The organism is Microcella sp. (assembly GCF_046296455.1).
In the GTDB taxonomy this organism is placed as follows: domain Bacteria; phylum Actinomycetota; class Actinomycetes; order Actinomycetales; family Microbacteriaceae; genus Microcella.
This window is the reverse complement of sequence record NZ_JBKBLF010000036.1, coordinates 1-14879: the sequence shown is the minus strand read 5'-3', so window position 1 is coordinate 14879 and position 14879 is coordinate 1. Positions and strand designations below refer to the sequence as shown.

Annotated in this window: 12 protein-coding genes; 7 read left to right on the top strand and 5 right to left on the bottom strand. The window is 71.5% G+C overall.

The window, feature by feature from the left end; genetic code table 11:
• Window positions 1–2025 (top strand): translation initiation factor IF-2 (infB, locus tag ACK4HH_RS12675; protein WP_409652567.1); only part of this gene is annotated, 2025 nt, incomplete at its 5' end.
• Between the two features lie 84 nt (window positions 2026–2109).
• Entirely contained in the window at window positions 2110–2595 is a 486-nt protein-coding gene (gene rbfA / locus ACK4HH_RS12670; RefSeq protein WP_409652564.1) for a 30S ribosome-binding factor RbfA, read from the top strand.
• A 21-nt stretch (window positions 2596–2616) separates the two neighbouring features.
• Here the strand turns inward: rbfA and ACK4HH_RS12665 are convergent, their stop codons facing one another.
• Both ACK4HH_RS12665 and ACK4HH_RS12660 read right to left on the bottom strand, forming a co-directional pair.
• Window positions 2617–2763 carry a hypothetical protein gene (locus tag ACK4HH_RS12665; protein ID WP_409652562.1) on the bottom strand — a complete coding sequence of 49 codons (147 nt, stop codon included), beginning with the start codon at window positions 2761–2763 and terminating at the stop codon, window positions 2617–2619.
• A 47-nt stretch (window positions 2764–2810) separates the two neighbouring features.
• Window positions 2811–3719 (bottom strand): A/G-specific adenine glycosylase, encoded by a 909-nt coding sequence (locus ACK4HH_RS12660; protein ID WP_409652559.1) that lies wholly within the window; start codon window positions 3717–3719, stop codon window positions 2811–2813.
• Between the two features lie 140 nt (window positions 3720–3859).
• Between ACK4HH_RS12660 and ACK4HH_RS12655 the strand changes: the two genes are divergently transcribed.
• Genes ACK4HH_RS12655 through ACK4HH_RS12645 form a run of 3 tightly spaced genes read left to right on the top strand, consistent with a single transcriptional unit; the run spans window position 3860 to window position 7241 of the window.
• Window positions 3860–5332 (top strand): SDR family oxidoreductase, encoded by a 1473-nt coding sequence (locus tag ACK4HH_RS12655; RefSeq protein WP_409652557.1) that lies wholly within the window; start codon window positions 3860–3862, stop codon window positions 5330–5332.
• A gap of 60 nt (window positions 5333–5392) precedes the next feature.
• Window positions 5393–6298 carry a glycerophosphodiester phosphodiesterase gene (locus ACK4HH_RS12650; RefSeq protein ID WP_409652554.1) on the top strand — a complete coding sequence of 302 codons (906 nt, stop codon included), beginning with the start codon at window positions 5393–5395 and terminating at the stop codon, window positions 6296–6298.
• A 58-nt stretch (window positions 6299–6356) separates the two neighbouring features.
• On the top strand, window positions 6357–7241 hold the full coding sequence (locus ACK4HH_RS12645) for a hypothetical protein (protein WP_409652551.1): 885 nt from the start codon (window positions 6357–6359) through the stop codon (window positions 7239–7241).
• Between the two features lie 22 nt (window positions 7242–7263).
• Here ACK4HH_RS12645 and ACK4HH_RS12640 read toward each other — a convergent pair whose 3' ends face one another.
• Window positions 7264–8649: a M20/M25/M40 family metallo-hydrolase gene (locus ACK4HH_RS12640; protein ID WP_409652549.1), complete on the bottom strand. Its 1386-nt coding sequence runs from the start codon at window positions 8647–8649 to the stop codon at window positions 7264–7266.
• A 48-nt stretch (window positions 8650–8697) separates the two neighbouring features.
• The gene (gene mmuM, locus ACK4HH_RS12635; RefSeq protein ID WP_409652546.1) at window positions 8698–9582 is read right to left on the bottom strand and encodes a homocysteine S-methyltransferase; all 885 of its coding nucleotides are present in this window, start codon (window positions 9580–9582) and stop codon (window positions 8698–8700) included.
• A gap of 76 nt (window positions 9583–9658) precedes the next feature.
• On the opposite strand from mmuM, the gene ACK4HH_RS12630 reads away from it, so the two are divergent.
• Window positions 9659–11539, top strand: a complete 1881-nt coding sequence (locus ACK4HH_RS12630) for a DUF2207 domain-containing protein (RefSeq protein WP_409652544.1) — start codon at window positions 9659–9661, stop codon at window positions 11537–11539.
• Between the two features lie 179 nt (window positions 11540–11718).
• Window positions 11719–13863, top strand: a complete 2145-nt coding sequence (locus tag ACK4HH_RS12625) for a DEAD/DEAH box helicase (protein WP_409652541.1) — start codon at window positions 11719–11721, stop codon at window positions 13861–13863.
• Here the strand turns inward: ACK4HH_RS12625 and ACK4HH_RS12620 are convergent.
• A complete protein-coding gene (locus ACK4HH_RS12620; protein ID WP_409652538.1) occupies window positions 13860–14144 on the bottom strand; it encodes a hypothetical protein in 285 nt (94 codons plus the stop codon). The two genes, ACK4HH_RS12625 and ACK4HH_RS12620, sit on opposite strands and share 4 nt — an antisense overlap.
• Window positions 14145–14879 lie beyond the last annotated feature (735 nt).

Sequence of the window (14879 nt, the reverse complement as noted above, 5' to 3'; positions counted from 1 at the left end):
GGCCCCGGTGGCGCACCCGGCGGCGGCTTCAGCGGCCCGCGTCCGGGCGGCGGCGGTGGCCGCGGTCGCGGCCCCGGCGGCGGCACGGCCGGTGCCTTCGGGCGCGGCGGCGGCAAGTCGAAGGCCCGCAAGTCGAAGCGCACGAAGCGGCAAGAGTTCGAGATGCGCGAGGCGCCGTCGGTCGGCGGCGTCAGCGTTCCCCGCGGCGACGGCAAGACGGTCGTGCGCCTGCGTCAGGGTGCCTCGATCACCGACTTCGCCGACAAACTCGAGACGATCAGCGGCATGAGCTGCCCTCCCGGCAACCTCGTGACCGTGCTGTTCCACCTCGGCGAGATGGCCACGGCCACCGAGTCGCTCGACGGCGCGACCTTCGAGGTGCTCGGCGCCGAGCTGGGCTGGCGCATCGAGATCGTCTCGCCCGAAGACGAAGACAAAGAACTGCTCGAGAGCTTCGACATCGACCTCGATGAAGAGGAGGACGAGGAGGACCTCGTCATCCGCCCGCCCGTGGTCACCGTCATGGGCCACGTCGACCACGGAAAGACCCGACTGCTCGACGCGATCCGCAAGGCGAACGTCGGCGCGGGCGAGGCCGGCGGCATCACGCAGCACATCGGTGCGTACCAGGTCTGGACCGAGCACGAGGGCATCGAGCGCGCCATCACCTTCATCGACACCCCGGGTCACGAGGCGTTCACCGCCATGCGCGCCCGTGGTGCGCAGGTGACCGACGTCGCGATTCTCGTGGTCGCCGCCGACGACGGCATCATGCCCCAGACGGTCGAGGCGCTCAATCACGCCCAGGCCGCGGGAGTGCCGATCGTCGTGGCCGTCAACAAGGTCGATAAAGAGGGTGCCAACCCCGCCAAGGTGCGCCAGCAGCTCACCGAGTTCGGCCTCGTCGCTGAAGAGTACGGCGGTGACACGATGTTCATGGACGTCTCGGCCCTGCAGAACAAGGGCATCGCCGAGCTTCTGGATGCTGTGCTGCTGACCGCAGACGCCGGCCTCGATCTGCGCGCCAACCCGGCCCGCACCGCCCGCGGTGTCGCCATCGAAGCGCGCCTCGACAAGGGTCGCGGTTCGGTCGCGACCGTGCTGATCCAGTCGGGAACGCTGCGCGTCGGCGACGCCATCGTGGCGGGAACGGCCTACGGCCGCGTGCGCGCCATGATGGACGAGAACGGCGACAAGGTCGACGAGGCCTACCCCTCGCGTCCGGTTCAGGTGCAGGGTCTGTCGAGCGTTCCGCGCGCCGGCGACACCTTCATCGTCACCGACGACGACCGCACCGCTCGCCAGATCGCCGAGAAGCGCGAGGCGGCCGAGCGCAACGCCCTGCTGGCGAAGGCGCGCAAGCGCATCAGCCTCGAGGACTTCACGAAGGCCCTCGAAGACGGCAAGGTCGAGTCGCTCAACCTCATCATCAAGGGCGACGTGTCGGGTGCCGTCGAGGCGCTCGAGGAGGCCGTGCTCAAGATCGAGGTCGACGACAGCGTGCAGCTGCGCATCATCCACCGCGGCGTGGGTGCCGTCACCGAGAGCGACGTCAACCTCGCGACGATCGACAACGCGATCATCGTGGGCTTCAATGTGCGCCCCGACACGAAGGCGCGCGAGCGCGCTCAGCGCGAGGGCGTCGACATCCGCTTCTACTCGGTCATCTACTCCGCGCTGGAGGAGATCGAGAACGCGCTCAAGGGCATGCTCAAGCCCGAGTTCGAAGAGGTGCAGTCGGGTGTCGCCGAGATCCGCGAGATCTTCCGCTCGTCGAAGTTCGGCAACATCGCCGGTGTCATCGTGCGCAGCGGCACGATCACGCGCAACGCCAAGGCGCGAGTCATTCGCGACGGCGTCGTGGTGGGCGACAACCTCGCCATCGAGTCGCTGCGTCGATTCAAGGATGACGTGACCGAGGTGCGCACCGACTTCGAGTGCGGTATCGGCCTCGGCAAGTTCAACGACATCCAGATCGGCGACGAGATCGAGACCATCGAGATGAAGGAGAAGGTGCGCGCGTAGGCGCCATCGTCACGCGGCCCGCCGTTCCCTTGGGAGCGGCGGGCCGCATCCACCGGCATCATCAGCACCAGTCAGGAGCAGCTCATGGCAGGCAACCCCCGCGCCCGCAAGGTGGCCGACCGCATCAAAGAGGTCGTCGCGCAACGGCTCGACAAGGGCCTGCGCGACCCGCGCTTGGGCTTCGTGACCATCACCGACGTGCAGGTGACGGGCGATCTGCAGCACGCCTCGATCTTCTACACGGTGCTCGGCACCGAGCAGGAGCGCGACGACAGTGCGGCGGCACTGACCGCGGCCACGGGGATGCTGCGCACCGAGGTCGGGCGCAACCTCAACACGCGCCTCACTCCGACGATCGAGTTCATCCTCGACGGCATCCCCGAGAACGCGGCCTCGATCGAGGCCCTGCTGCGCGAGGCGCGCGAGCGCGACGCGGCGACCGAGTCGCTCGCGGCGACCGCCGAGTACGCGGGCGACCCCGACCCCTACGTCAAGCCGCGCGACGTCGACGCCGAGCTCGATGCGGAAGAGTCAGACGACGACGAGGGCGACGACGACGCGACCCGCTGAGCGGATCACGGCCGGGATTCGCTAGGGCTTCGGCCCGAGGTCGATCGACCCCGTCGAGAAGAGCGAGATCGCCGAGAAGACGATGCCCGGCAGCACGATGAGCGCGGCGAACACCGAGAACAGCCCGACAGTGAACTTCTCGGTGCGCGAGAGGGGCTCGCGGGTCACGGCGTCGCTCGTCATGTCGTCCTCCGGGTCGGGCCTGCGGTGTGGGCTCATAGTACCGAGCCCGGCAGGGTGAATCCCGTGTCGGGCGATCCGATCGCGAGGCCGTCGGCGAGCAGGCCGGCGAGGGCGCGCTCGCGCTGCACGGCGTCGGGCCAGAGCGACTCGACGACCTCGGCGGGCACGGGGGTGTCGCTGTGCCGCAGCTCGCGCATGATGAGCCCGCGAACCTGGCGATCGCTGCCCTCGAAGCGCGCCTGACGCGGCGCCGAGGGGCCCTCGTACTCGGGGTAGCCGGCCGCGCGCCAGGCGCACAGGTCGGCGATCGGGCAGGCCTCGCACCGTGGAGACCGGGCGACGCACACGGTCTGGCCGAGCTCCATGGCGCCTGCGTTGAACGCCCGCGCGTCGGCCGGGTCGCTCGGCAGCAGATGCTGCATCGCGGCGAGGTCGGCGCGCGTGCGGGCGGGCCCCGCCTCGCCCTGACCGGCGACCGCGCGGGCCAGCACCCGGCGCGTGTTGACGTCGACCACCGGCACCGGCTTCCCGTAGGCGAACGCGGCGACGGCGCGGGCGGTGTAGTCGCCGATTCCGGGCAGGGCGAGCAGGGCATCCACGTCATCGGGCACGATGCCGCCATGCCGCTCGCTGATCGCGACGGCCGCCGCGTGCAGGGCGAGAGCGCGGCGCGGGTAGCCGAGGCGGTCCCAGGCGCGCACGGCCTCGGCGGGGGAGTCGCCGGCGAGCGCGTCGGGGCTCGGCCAGCGCGCGAGCCACTGCTCGAGCCGCGGGATCACGCGCGCGACGGGCGTCTGCTGCAGCATGATCTCGCTCACGAGCGTGCCCCAGGCGCTGAAGCCGGGGCGCCGCCACGGCAGGTCGCGCGCGTGCTCGGCGAACCACGCGATAACGCGGGGCGGGATGCCCGCCCGCCGTTCGTCGTCGCCTGCGCTCTGCACGCCCCTCACTCTATGAGCCGACTCCTGCCAGATCTGGGGGAAAAGGGCGCTTGCCCGACTCGGGTCCGCGGGTTTGAGGCAAATCTGGGCAGCGGCGCCCGTGCGGGGCAACTCTCAGCGCGCGCCCCTAGCGTGGCCGCATGAAGATGCTCGTCACCGGGGCGACCGGCTACATCGGCGGCAGGCTCGTGCCGCGCCTGCTCGAGGCGGGCCACGAGGTGCGGGTCTTCGTGCGCGATCCCGTGCGCCTGCGCGATGTGCCGTGGGCCGGCCAGGTCGAGGTCGCGACGGGCGACCTCGCGAACGCCGGTGACGTTGCGCGCGCGATGGTCGGCATCGAGGTGCTCTACTACCTCGTGCACTCGATGAGCAGTGCGGGTGATTTCGAGCGCACCGAGCGGCACGTGGCATCCACCGTCGCCGCAGCGGCCGCGGCCGCGGGGGTCGGCCGCATCGTCTACCTCGGCGGACTGCACCCCGAAGGCAAGCTCTCGCCGCACCTGCGCAGTCGCAAAGAGGTCGGCGACATCCTCATGGCAAGCGGGGTGCCGACGGCGGCACTGAAGGCGGGCGTCGTGATTGGCTCGGGCTCGGCGAGCTTCGAGATGATCCGGCACCTCACCGAGGTGCTGCCCTACATGCCGGCCCCGAAGTGGGTGCGCAATTTCATCCAGCCGATCGCGGTGCGGGATGTTCTGCACTACCTCGTCGGAGCATCAACCCTGCCGGCCGACGTCAACCGGGCCTTCGACATCGGCGGCCCCGATGTGCTGCGCTACGGCCAGATGATGAACGGCTACGCCGTCGAGGCCGGCCTCAAGCAGCGGCCCATCGCGAGCCTGCCCGTGCTGACCCCGTACCTCGCGAGTCAGTGGGTCAACCTCGTCACGCCTATCCCGCGCGCGCTCGCCGTGCCGATCATCTCGAGCCTGCAGTACGACGCGGTGTGCAGCGAGCACGACATCGACGAGTACATCGATCCGCCGTCCGCGGGACTCACGGGCTACCGCCGTGCCGTGCGGTACGCGCTCGCGAAGATGCGCGAGGGCGAGGTCGAGACGACGTGGCAGAACGCGACCGTGCGCGGCGCGCCGAGCGACCTGCTGCCGAGTGACCCCGACTGGAGCGGCCACACCGTCTACACCGACCGGCAAGAGGCCGACTCCTCCGCGCCGCCCGAGGCGCTCTGGCGCGTGGTCGAGGGCATCGGCGGCGACAACGGCTGGTACTCGCTGCCCGTGGCGTGGGCCGCGCGCGGCTGGCTCGACAAGCTCGTAGGCGGTGTCGGACTGCGCCGAGGCCGCCGCGACCCCGACCGGCTCGCTCCGGGCGAGGCTGTCGACTTCTGGCGCGTCGAGACCCTCGAGCGCGGGCGCTTCCTGCGCCTGCGGGCCGAGATGAAGGTGCCGGGCCGTGCCTGGCTCGAGTTCACGGTCGAGCCGCGGCCGGGGGGCGGGTCGCGCCTCATCCAGCGCGCGGTGTTCTTTCCGACCGGTCTCGGCGGCCGCCTGTACTGGGCCGCGGTGTTCCCGTTTCACGGCATCATCTTCAGCGGCATGGCGACGACGATCGCGAAGACGGCAGCGACACGCATTCAGGTCACGAAACGGTAACGGCTGCGCTAGAGTAACGGCACCGCAACGACGCGGTACCCGTTCCCGGAGGCGATGCCCATGCCGCGACCGCGTGCAAACGCTCGCCCCGGTGTCGAGCGCCCGTACTCCGTGCGCCGCACCGCCGCCTCCTTCACCGCGAGCCTCGCCCTCGTCGCCGTGCTCGCGATCGACCACACCGCGGCCACCGTCTACGCCGCGCAGCCGCTCGGCTCGCTCGGCCTCAACGACGGCGTTCCCCTCACGATCGCGCACCGCGGCGACCCGGCCGCCGCGCCCGAGAACACCCTGCCCGCCTTCGAGGCGGCGCTGCGCAGCGGGGCTGAGGTGCTCGAGCTCGACCTGCGCATGACGGCCGACGAGCAGGTGGTCGTCTTTCACGACGACCTGCTCGACCGCACCACGAACGCCTCGGGCCCGCTCGCCGACCGAACGCTCGCTGAGCTGCGCGCCCTCGACGCGGGCAGCTGGTACGGCAGCGCGTGGGCGGGCACGAGCATCCCGACCTTCGACGAGTTCTTGCCCCTATTGCAACGCTCCGAGGCCCGCGCGCTCATCGAGCTCAAAGGACTGTGGACGGTGGATGCGCTGCGCCCGATCATCGCGGGCATCTACCGGCACGGGGTGCAAGACCGCGTGGTGCTCGCGAGCTTCGAGGTGCCGACGCTGCTCGAACTGTGGCGCGAGGCCCCGTCGCTGCACCGCGCGGTCATCGTGCGGCGCCTGCCCGACGATCCCGTCGACTTCGCGGCCTCAGTGGGCGCCTCGACGGTCGTCACGAGCATGCGCTCGTTCCGCGTCGACCCCGACGCCGCGCAGATGCTGCAGCGCTCGGGCCTCACGGTCATCGTCTACACGCTCAACCGCGGCGACCTGTGGCAGCAGGCGCTCGACCTCGGGGTCGACGGTGTGGTGACGGATGCTCCGCGCCGGCTCGCCGCCGTGCACTCCGCGCAGCAGGGCTGAGTCGGCTCAGCGTCGCCGCAGGGTGGCATACTGGCGTCGAACGACCCGAGGAGCCGTCATGTCTGACCCCCAGCCGACCGACGGCATCCCCCGTCCCGCATCGACCGACGCCGCTGCGCCGCGCGGTCGCGTGCTGCGCATGATCGCCGTTGTCTCGGCCTGTTCGCTCGTCGTCGCATCGATGATCGGGGGCGGCGTGGTCGCGCGTGCCGCGGTGCTCGCCGAGCAGCAGGCCGAGCAGCAGCGCGTGCTCGCGCTCGGCGCGCTGCTCGACGACCGGTCGGCCGCCAGCGAGCTGCTCGCCTCGACCTCGGCGGTCATGACTGTGCTCGATGAGGCTCCCATCGAGGCGGAGGGTTCACGGGTCGCGGCGGCGCTCGTGGCCGAGGCCCACGCGCGCGCCGCCGCAGAACTGCAGCGGCCGCTCGAGCGGTCGACGGCGACGACGTTCGTCGAGTCGCAGCAGGCTTTGCTCGCCGCAGCAATCGGCGATCTCGTCGTCGCGCTCGACGACGCTACGAGGGCGGTGCTCGCGGCCGGGCGCGATGCGCTCGAGGCGAGCCCGTTGGCTCCCGAGAGCGATCGCGCGGCGCTGCGGTCGGCCCTCGATCGCATCGCCGTCGTGCCCCAGGGCCTGCCGTCGAGCTACACGGGCCGGGCCGCGCTGCTCGACGGCGCCCTCGACGCCGCGCAGACGGCGCGCACCAGTCACGCTGAGGAGAAGGCCGAACGGGAACGCCGCGCGGCGGAGAAGCGCGCGGCCGAGGAGGCCGCGGCTCGGGCCGGCAGCGGCGGCGGCGGCGGATCGCGGCGTCCGTCGCTCATGGACGCGGCGGAACGGGCCCGCATGCTCGCGGAGGGCTGCGTCATCGTGCGCGAGACCGCCGACATGATCGTGTGGGACTGCCCGCCCGAATACTTCGACAGCATGCGCACCGGCTGACGAAACAGCGCCGCCGGGCGGCTCAGCGCCGCCGCAGCAGCGCCTCGTAGGTCTGCACGCCCTCGAGAAAGGCGCGCACGCGGATGCGCTCGTTCTTCGCGTGCAGGCAGGCGCGCTCCTCGGCGCTCAGCCGGAAGGGCGCGAAGCGGTACACGTGCTCGCTGATGCCGGTGAAGAACCGTGAGTCGCTCGCCTGCATCATGACGTAGGGGCTCACGAGCAGCCCCGGGTGGGTCTCGCGGATCGCCGCCACGAGGTCGTCCCACGCGGGCCCCTCGGCGGGCGAGACGGGGGAGGGCTCGCTCGGCTGCAGCACCTCGATCTCGACGAGCTCGTAGTCGATCGCGCGGCGCACCTCGCCCACCGCCTCGTCGACGCTCGACCACGGGGCGATGCGCATGTTGACGGTGGCCTCGGCGTGCTCGGGCAGGGCGTTGGCCGCGTGCCCGGCACGCAGCTCGGTGACGGCGCGCGTCGTGCGCAGCAGCGCCGTGATCTCGGATCCGCGCCGCAGCAGCACGCGCACGAGCAGCGGCGCGAACAGGTCGACGCGCGTGAACACGAAACGCAGCGGCTGACGGGCGCGTGCGCCGAGCGTGCGGATCATGCGCCGCATGGTCGGGTCGAGGCGAGCGCGCGACGGCGCGGCGTTCAGGCGCAGGATGGCGCGCGCGAGCCTCTCCGTGGCGGCGAAGGGCGGCGGGCTCGAGGCGTGGCCACCCTGCTGCTCGACGCGCAGGCGCAGGGTCGTGATGCCCTTCTCGGTGAGGCCGATGAGCGCGAAGGGTTCGGTGACGCCTGGGAAAGCATCCTGCACGATCGCCCCGCCCTCGTCGAGCACGAGCGCTGGCCGCACGCCGCGTTCGGCCAGCAGGGCGGCCGTCGCGCGCGCGTCGTCGCCCGCGACCTCTTCATCGCCGCCGAACGACAGCAACACGTCGTGCTCCGGCGTGAACCCGGCGGCGAGCAGGCGGTCGACCGCCTCGAGCAGGGCCACGAGAGCGCCCTTGTCGTCGATCGTGCCGCGGCCCCAGACGGTCTCATCGTCGCCCGAACCGGTGCGCTCGGCCGCGAAGGGCGGGTGCCGCCAGCCCTCGTCGGTCGCGGGCACGACGTCGGCGTGCGCCATGAGCACGGTGGGGCGGGATGCTGCGTCTGAGGCACGACCGGCCCAGCGGTAGAGCAGTCCGCGGGCGCCCACGTGCTCGCGCTTGAGGTGCGCGTGCACGCGCGGGTACAGGCGCTCGAGCTCGGCGGCGAAGCGGGCGAAAGGTTCGGGGTCGGTGCGCGGCCCCGGGCCGCTGGCGGGGCGCGACACGGTGGGGATGCGCACGAGCGCCTGCAGCCGGGCGATCGCCCGCTCGTCGGGGTTCTCGATGCTGGTCTCGCCCGCCGACGCTGCGCTCACGGCTCCAGCCTAGGGCGCGTGCCGCGCGGCGAGGCGGGTCGCGCGACCTCAGCGCGAGAGGTGCGTGGCGAGCTGCGCGATGTCGGCGGGGCCGACGCGGCAGCATCCCCCGACGATCGCGGCGCCGGCCTCGACCCACTGCTCGACGAGCGACCGCGGAAAACCGGGTTCGCCCACCCAGACGCGGTTCTTCGCATCCCACTCCTCGCCGCTGTTCGGATACACGACGACGGGCTTCTCCGTCACGCGTCGGGCGGCCGCGATCGCGGGCAGCACTTCGCTGGGGTGCGAGCAGTTGATGCCGACGGCGACGATCTCGTCGACCCCCTCGGCGTCGGCGAAGGCCGGCTCGAGCGGCTCGCCCGTGCGCAGCGCGCCCAGGTGCACGGTGAACGACAGCCACGCGGGCACGCCCGTGCCGCGCACGAGGTCGATGAGCGCGCGCGACTCGGCCCGGCTCGGAATGGTCTCGAAGGCGAGCAAGTCGGCGCCCGCGTCGGCGAGCACCGCCAGTCGCGGTGCGTGCCAGTGCCGCAACTGCGCCTCGTCGAGGGCGTAGTCGCCGCGGTACTCCGAGCCGTCGGCGAGCGTCGCCCCGTAGGGCCCCACCGAGGCGGCGACCCAGCCCGTCGGGTCGACGCGGTCGCGCGACTGCACCGCGAGCTGCACGCTCGACCGCAGCAGGCGCTCGGTCTCGGCGGCGTCGATGCCGAGCCGGGCGAAGCCCTCGACCGAGGCCTGGTACGAGGCGCTGATCGCGACGCGGGCTCCGGCGGCGAAGAAGTCGTCGTGCACGGCGGCGATCTCATCAGGATGCTCGAGCAGCAGCCGCGCGCTCCACATGCTGCTCGACAGGTCGTGCCCTCGCGCCTCGAGGTGCGTGCCGAGACCCCCGTCGATCACGATCGGGTCGGGGGCGGAGTCGAACACCATGCCCCCATCGTGCCGAGCCGCGCGACCGCCCGCCAGCACCCTCGTCATGCGCCGTCACAGCCGGTAGCCTTCCGGCATGCGCCGACTGCTGATCCCCGTGCTCGCGGGCGTTCTGGCGCTCGCGCTCGTCGTGGTCGCTCTCGTGCTCGGCCTCGGGGCTCGCACCGCCGCGCAGCCGCAGAGCGGTGCCGCCCCGGTCGCGGTCGCCCCCGTCGACGGTGCGCCCGCGGCCGTCACGGGATCGCTGCTGCGCACCGATGTCAACGCCTTCACCTTCGACTCGTTCGACGTCGAGTACCGCCTGGGCCGCGACGCCGACGGCCACGCGACGCTGCTGACGACCGAGACCCTCGTCGCACGCTTTCCCGACTACGACCAGAACCGCGGCATCCGCCGGTCACTGCCCGCCACCTACCAGGGCCACACGACGCAGCTGACGGTGCTGTCGGTGACCGACGGCGACGGCCAGCCGCGGCGCTTCGACGTCGAGTACGGCTCGGGCATCGTCGACATCATCGCCGCGGTGCCCGAGGGGCAGTTCGTGCGCGGCGAGCAGACCTACGTCATCACCTACGAGCAGCGCGATGTGGTCGACTTCTTCGCCAGCTCGAACGCTGAAGAGTTCTACTGGAACCTCACGGGCACCGACTGGGCGCAGCCCTTCGCGCGCGTCTCGGGCACGGTCGCGCTGACTGACGGTTTGGGCGGCGCGCTGCTCGGCCAAGAGGCGTGCTACCGCGGCTACGCGGGCTCGACCGAGCGCTGCGCGATCACGCGCACCGGCGACACCTTCGCGATCGATGAGCTGGCGATTGGGCCGTTCCAGACGGTCACGATCGCGATCGGCTTCGCGCCCGGCACCTTCACGCTCTTCGACACCGCGTATCTCGCCTCGCCGTGGGCGTGGCTGCAACTGCTCGGCATCGTCATCGCGGTCGGCGCGGCGATCGCCGCCGTCGTGCTGCGGCTGACGCGATACCGCGATGCCGAGGGCCGCCCGGTGATCGTGGCCGAGTACGGTCCGCCGCGGGGGCTCAGCCTGCTCGAGGCGGCGGTGCTGACCCGCCGCCGGCCCCGGGCTGTCGCGAGCCAGCTCGTCGACTTCGCGGTGCGGGGCGTCATCACGATCATCGAGACGCCCGCCACGTGGTTTCGCTGGCGCGATACGTGGATGCTGCGGCTCGAGTCTGCCCAGGGCGTCGAGGGCGAAGAACGCAACCTTCTGCAGTACTTCTTCCCCGGGCTCATCGGCCGCTCTGAGCACCAGCTGACCGCGCAGAACACGAGCTTGAGCCAGCGCATCCAGGCGCAGCTCGCGCGCATCGCCTCGAACATCGTCGCTCGCGGGTGGCGGTCGAGCGTCGCCGCGCGGCACGCGGTCGGCCTGTCGGCCCTCGTCGTGCTCGGCCAGGTCATGGCGTTCGTCGCGGGCATCTTCGTCACCGACGAGGGGCGCGGCGGCGACCTGCCGGGCTTCCTCATCCCCGTGGGCATCCTCTGTTTCTTCGTCGTCGCGCTGTGCCTGTACCGGCACCCGCTCACGGCGGAGGGCGCCGAGCTCGTCGATCACGTGAAGGGCCTCGATGTCTACATCGAGCTCGCCGAGGCCGACCGCATGCGCGTGCTGCAGTCGCCCGAGGGCGCCGAGCGCGATCCCGTCGACGCGACGAGCCGCGACGTGCGCCTGAAACTGGTCGAGCGGCTGCTGCCGTGGGCCGTGCTGACGAAGCACGAGCGCGAGTGGGCGAAAGAGCTCGGTGAGTTCTACGCCGAGGGCGAGAGCCCGCGCTGGTTCGCGAGCTCGCGGCCGTTCTCGGTGGCGGCGTTCTCTGCTGGCGTCGGGTCGGTCAGTTCGACGCTGTCGTCGAGCTACTCGGGCTCGAGCTCGTCGGGCGGCTCGTCGGGCGGCGGATCCTCCGGCGGTGGTGGCGGCGGCGGGGGCGGCGGGGGAGTGTAGACTTTCCGTCAGCGCCTCCGCTCACCGGCCGTTCTCCGACCGGGTCTGGGCGACGCAGGCGTGGTACGTGGTTTCTCCGGCTCCGCGCTTCGCACGGCGGAACCGTCGCGATCCGGTGAGTCCGTCTCCGGGTGGCAATCCGTTCGGAGCACGCGTGTTCCGCACTCTCGAGGAGGGGCATGGCCCAGACCGGCCAGCGTCAGAGGAAGAACTCGTCGTCGCGTCAGGCGACGACGCGCCGCCGTCGTCCGCTCGACGAGCAGGGGATCATCCCGATCCTCGCGCGCGCCGTGCGCGAGGTCGAGAGCGCCGCCGAGCGCGGTGCCAAGGTGAGCCCCTCGAACCGCACGAAGTTCCAGGTGGCCGCGCTGCTGGTGCGCGAAGAGCGCGCTCGCGTCAAAGACGACCGCGAGGTGCCCGAGAGCGAGCGCGCCGAGGTGCTCAAGCGACTGGACGGCCTCGCCGGCATCATGGCGAAGACGGCCGCGCGCGACACCTCGCTCATCGCGCTGCTCGCCCCCGAGGCGAAGGTGAGCGACGCCGCGAAGGCGCTGCGCCGCGACATGCTGCTCGCGTCGGGCGCCGAGCTCGAGCCGGATGACCTGCTCATCGTGACCGAACCGGTCGCCGTGGCGCCCGAGGTCGCCAAGCAGGTTGTTCCCAAGTCGGTCAAGCAGGCGCAGCTCGCCAACCCGTTCCTCGCGCCCGATCTCTCGGCCCTCACCCCGGTGCCCGCGCCGACATCGGGGCGGCTCGGCAACTGGGAGCTCATCGAGCCCCTCTTCCGCTCGTTCGAGTACGGCGCGGGCGGTCAGGCCGCGTCGATGCCGCTGCCCGAGACGGGCTCGCTCGTCACGCCCGGCGGCATGGAGCTCATGCGCCACCAGGCGCGCCTCATCGAGTCGGTGCGCCGCGGCCACCGCACGTTCCTTCTGGCCGACGAGCCGGGCCTCGGCAAGACGGCGCAGGCGCTCATGGCCGCGAACGTGGCCGGCGCCTTCCCGCTGCTGGTTGTGGTGCCGAACGTCGTGAAGACCAACTGGGCCCGCGAGGTGCAGCGCTGGATTCCGCAGCGCTCGGCGACGGTCGTGCACGGCGACGGCGACGACCTCGACGCGTTCAGCGATGTCGTGATCGTCAACTACGAGATCCTCGACCGCCACGTCGGGTGGCTCGGTCGCTTCGGCTTCAAGGGCATGGTCGTCGACGAGGCGCACTTCATCAAGAACGCCACCTCGCAGCGGTCACGCCACGTGCAGGCGCTCGCGCAGAACATCCGCGTGCTGCACCCGAAGGCACTCATGATGGCGCTCACGGGCACACCCCTCATCAACCAGATCGAAGACTTCCGCATGATCTGGAAGTTCTTGGGCTGGATCGACGACAAGAAGCCCTTGGGTCGCCTCATGGGCTCGCTCGAAGAGACGGGCTTGACGCCGGCTGATCCTGGCTTCTTCGCCGCGGCGCGCCAGTGCGTCATCGAGATGGGCATCGTTCGCCGCAAAAAGGTGGATGTCGCGGCCGATATTCCTGCCCGCCGCATCGCCGACATCCCGGTCGAGCTCGACGACGACGTGGCCCGCTCGATCCGCGCCTCGGAGGAGGCGCTCATCGGTCGCCTCGTCGAGCGCTATCGCCGCGTCGTGGCGGCGCGCGAGGTGCCGCCGGTCGGCATCGACCGTGACCTGGTGCGGCTCGTCGCCTCGGCCGAGCTGGAGGAGTCGAAGCAGGCGAGCGGCGGCGACAACGTCTTCACGATGGTGCGCAAGATCGGTACCGCGAAGGCAGTGCTCGCGGCCGACTACACGGCGCAGCTGGCGCGCAACGTCGGCAAGGTCGTGTTCTTCGCGAAGCACATCGACGTCATGGATGCCGCCGAGGCGCACTTCGCATCGGTCGGCCTGCGGGCCGTGAGCATCCGCGGCGAGCAGAGCCCGAAGGCGCGCCAAGAGGCGATCGATGGCTTCACGAACGACCCCGAGGTGAGCGTCATCGTGTGCTCGCTGTCGGCGGCGGGCGTGGGCATCAATCTGCAGGCGGCGTCGAATGTCGTGCTCGCCGAGCTGTCGTGGACCTCGGCCGAGCAGACGCAGGCGATCGACCGCGTGCACCGCATCGGTCAGGAACTCCCGGTGACCGCCTGGCGAATCCTCGCGGCGCAGACAATCGACGCGCGCATCGCCGACCTCATCGACTCGAAGGCGGGCCTCGCAGCGCGAGCGCTCGACGGCAGCGACGAGCAGGTCGCGGCCGAGGGCACTGTGCAGGTGCAGGCGCTCATCGCCCTGCTCACCGACGCGCTCGAGCAGCGCGCCGCCGCCTAGCTGAGCACGCGTCGCCCTGCGGCTCGTCGATCGCACCGATCGGCCTGTCGCAGGGCGACCGCGCGTGCGACGGCGCGACGGTCGCCGCTGCGGTGCGCGCCCGTGCTCCAGTGGATGATGGGCTCGCGCGGCTCGGCGATGCCCCAGCGGCGGGCGAGGAGGGCAGCGGTCGGCGGGCCGATGGCGTTCTCGGTCAAGCACACGTGCAGGGCGGTTCCGACTGTCCGCTCGTCGATCGGGTCGCCCTGATCGAGCGCCGCGTAGTAGGCGAGGGCGCTCACACGCGAGCGGCCCTCCGAACCGCCACGCGAGGCGAACGACGTCGGGCACCGATGGATGGCAGTGCCAGCCCTGCCGCACTGCCTGCAGCGAGCCCCGGTCGCGATAGAGCTCGAGCGTCGTCGGGTCGACCCCGATCTCGGTGAGCTCTCGTGTCGACACGATTCCGCCAGCGCGAGCGAGAAGCTGCTGCACGGGCTTCGAGAGATGGCCGGTGCCACGCGGCATGCCGGAGTAGGAGTTCGTGGGCCGAATCATCCGGCCGATACTGCCGTCGAGGCGCCTCTCTCGTATCGGCGCGGCACGAGCTGAGGAGAGCGGCATGGCTCCGTCGATTCGGAACGAGCCGTGGATCCCGTCCAGGTCCGGTCCCGTCCAGGTCGGGTCCTGTCCGGGTCCGATCCCCTTCCCGGCTGTCCCCCTTCCCAGCTGTCTCCCTTCCGAGCCGTTCCCCTTGCCGGCCGTTCCCCTGCCGGCCGCTCCCCGTGCTGGCCGTGCGCTCGGTTTCGCGCCGACACACCACCGTCGGCGGGGCCAGCCGCGGTGTCCCACTGCGGCACGGAGCATTTCCCTCTCGTCGACTCCCGAATCTAAGGAGTTTCCGGGGACGGGTCTCCCGAAACTCCTTAGATTCGGGAACGTTTGGAGAGTGGGGCCAGGGCGGCCGCGGAATTCTTCGCGGTCGGCAGTGGTCGGCGGTGGTCGGCGGGCGTCGGCGGTGGTCGGTCGCAGGGGCG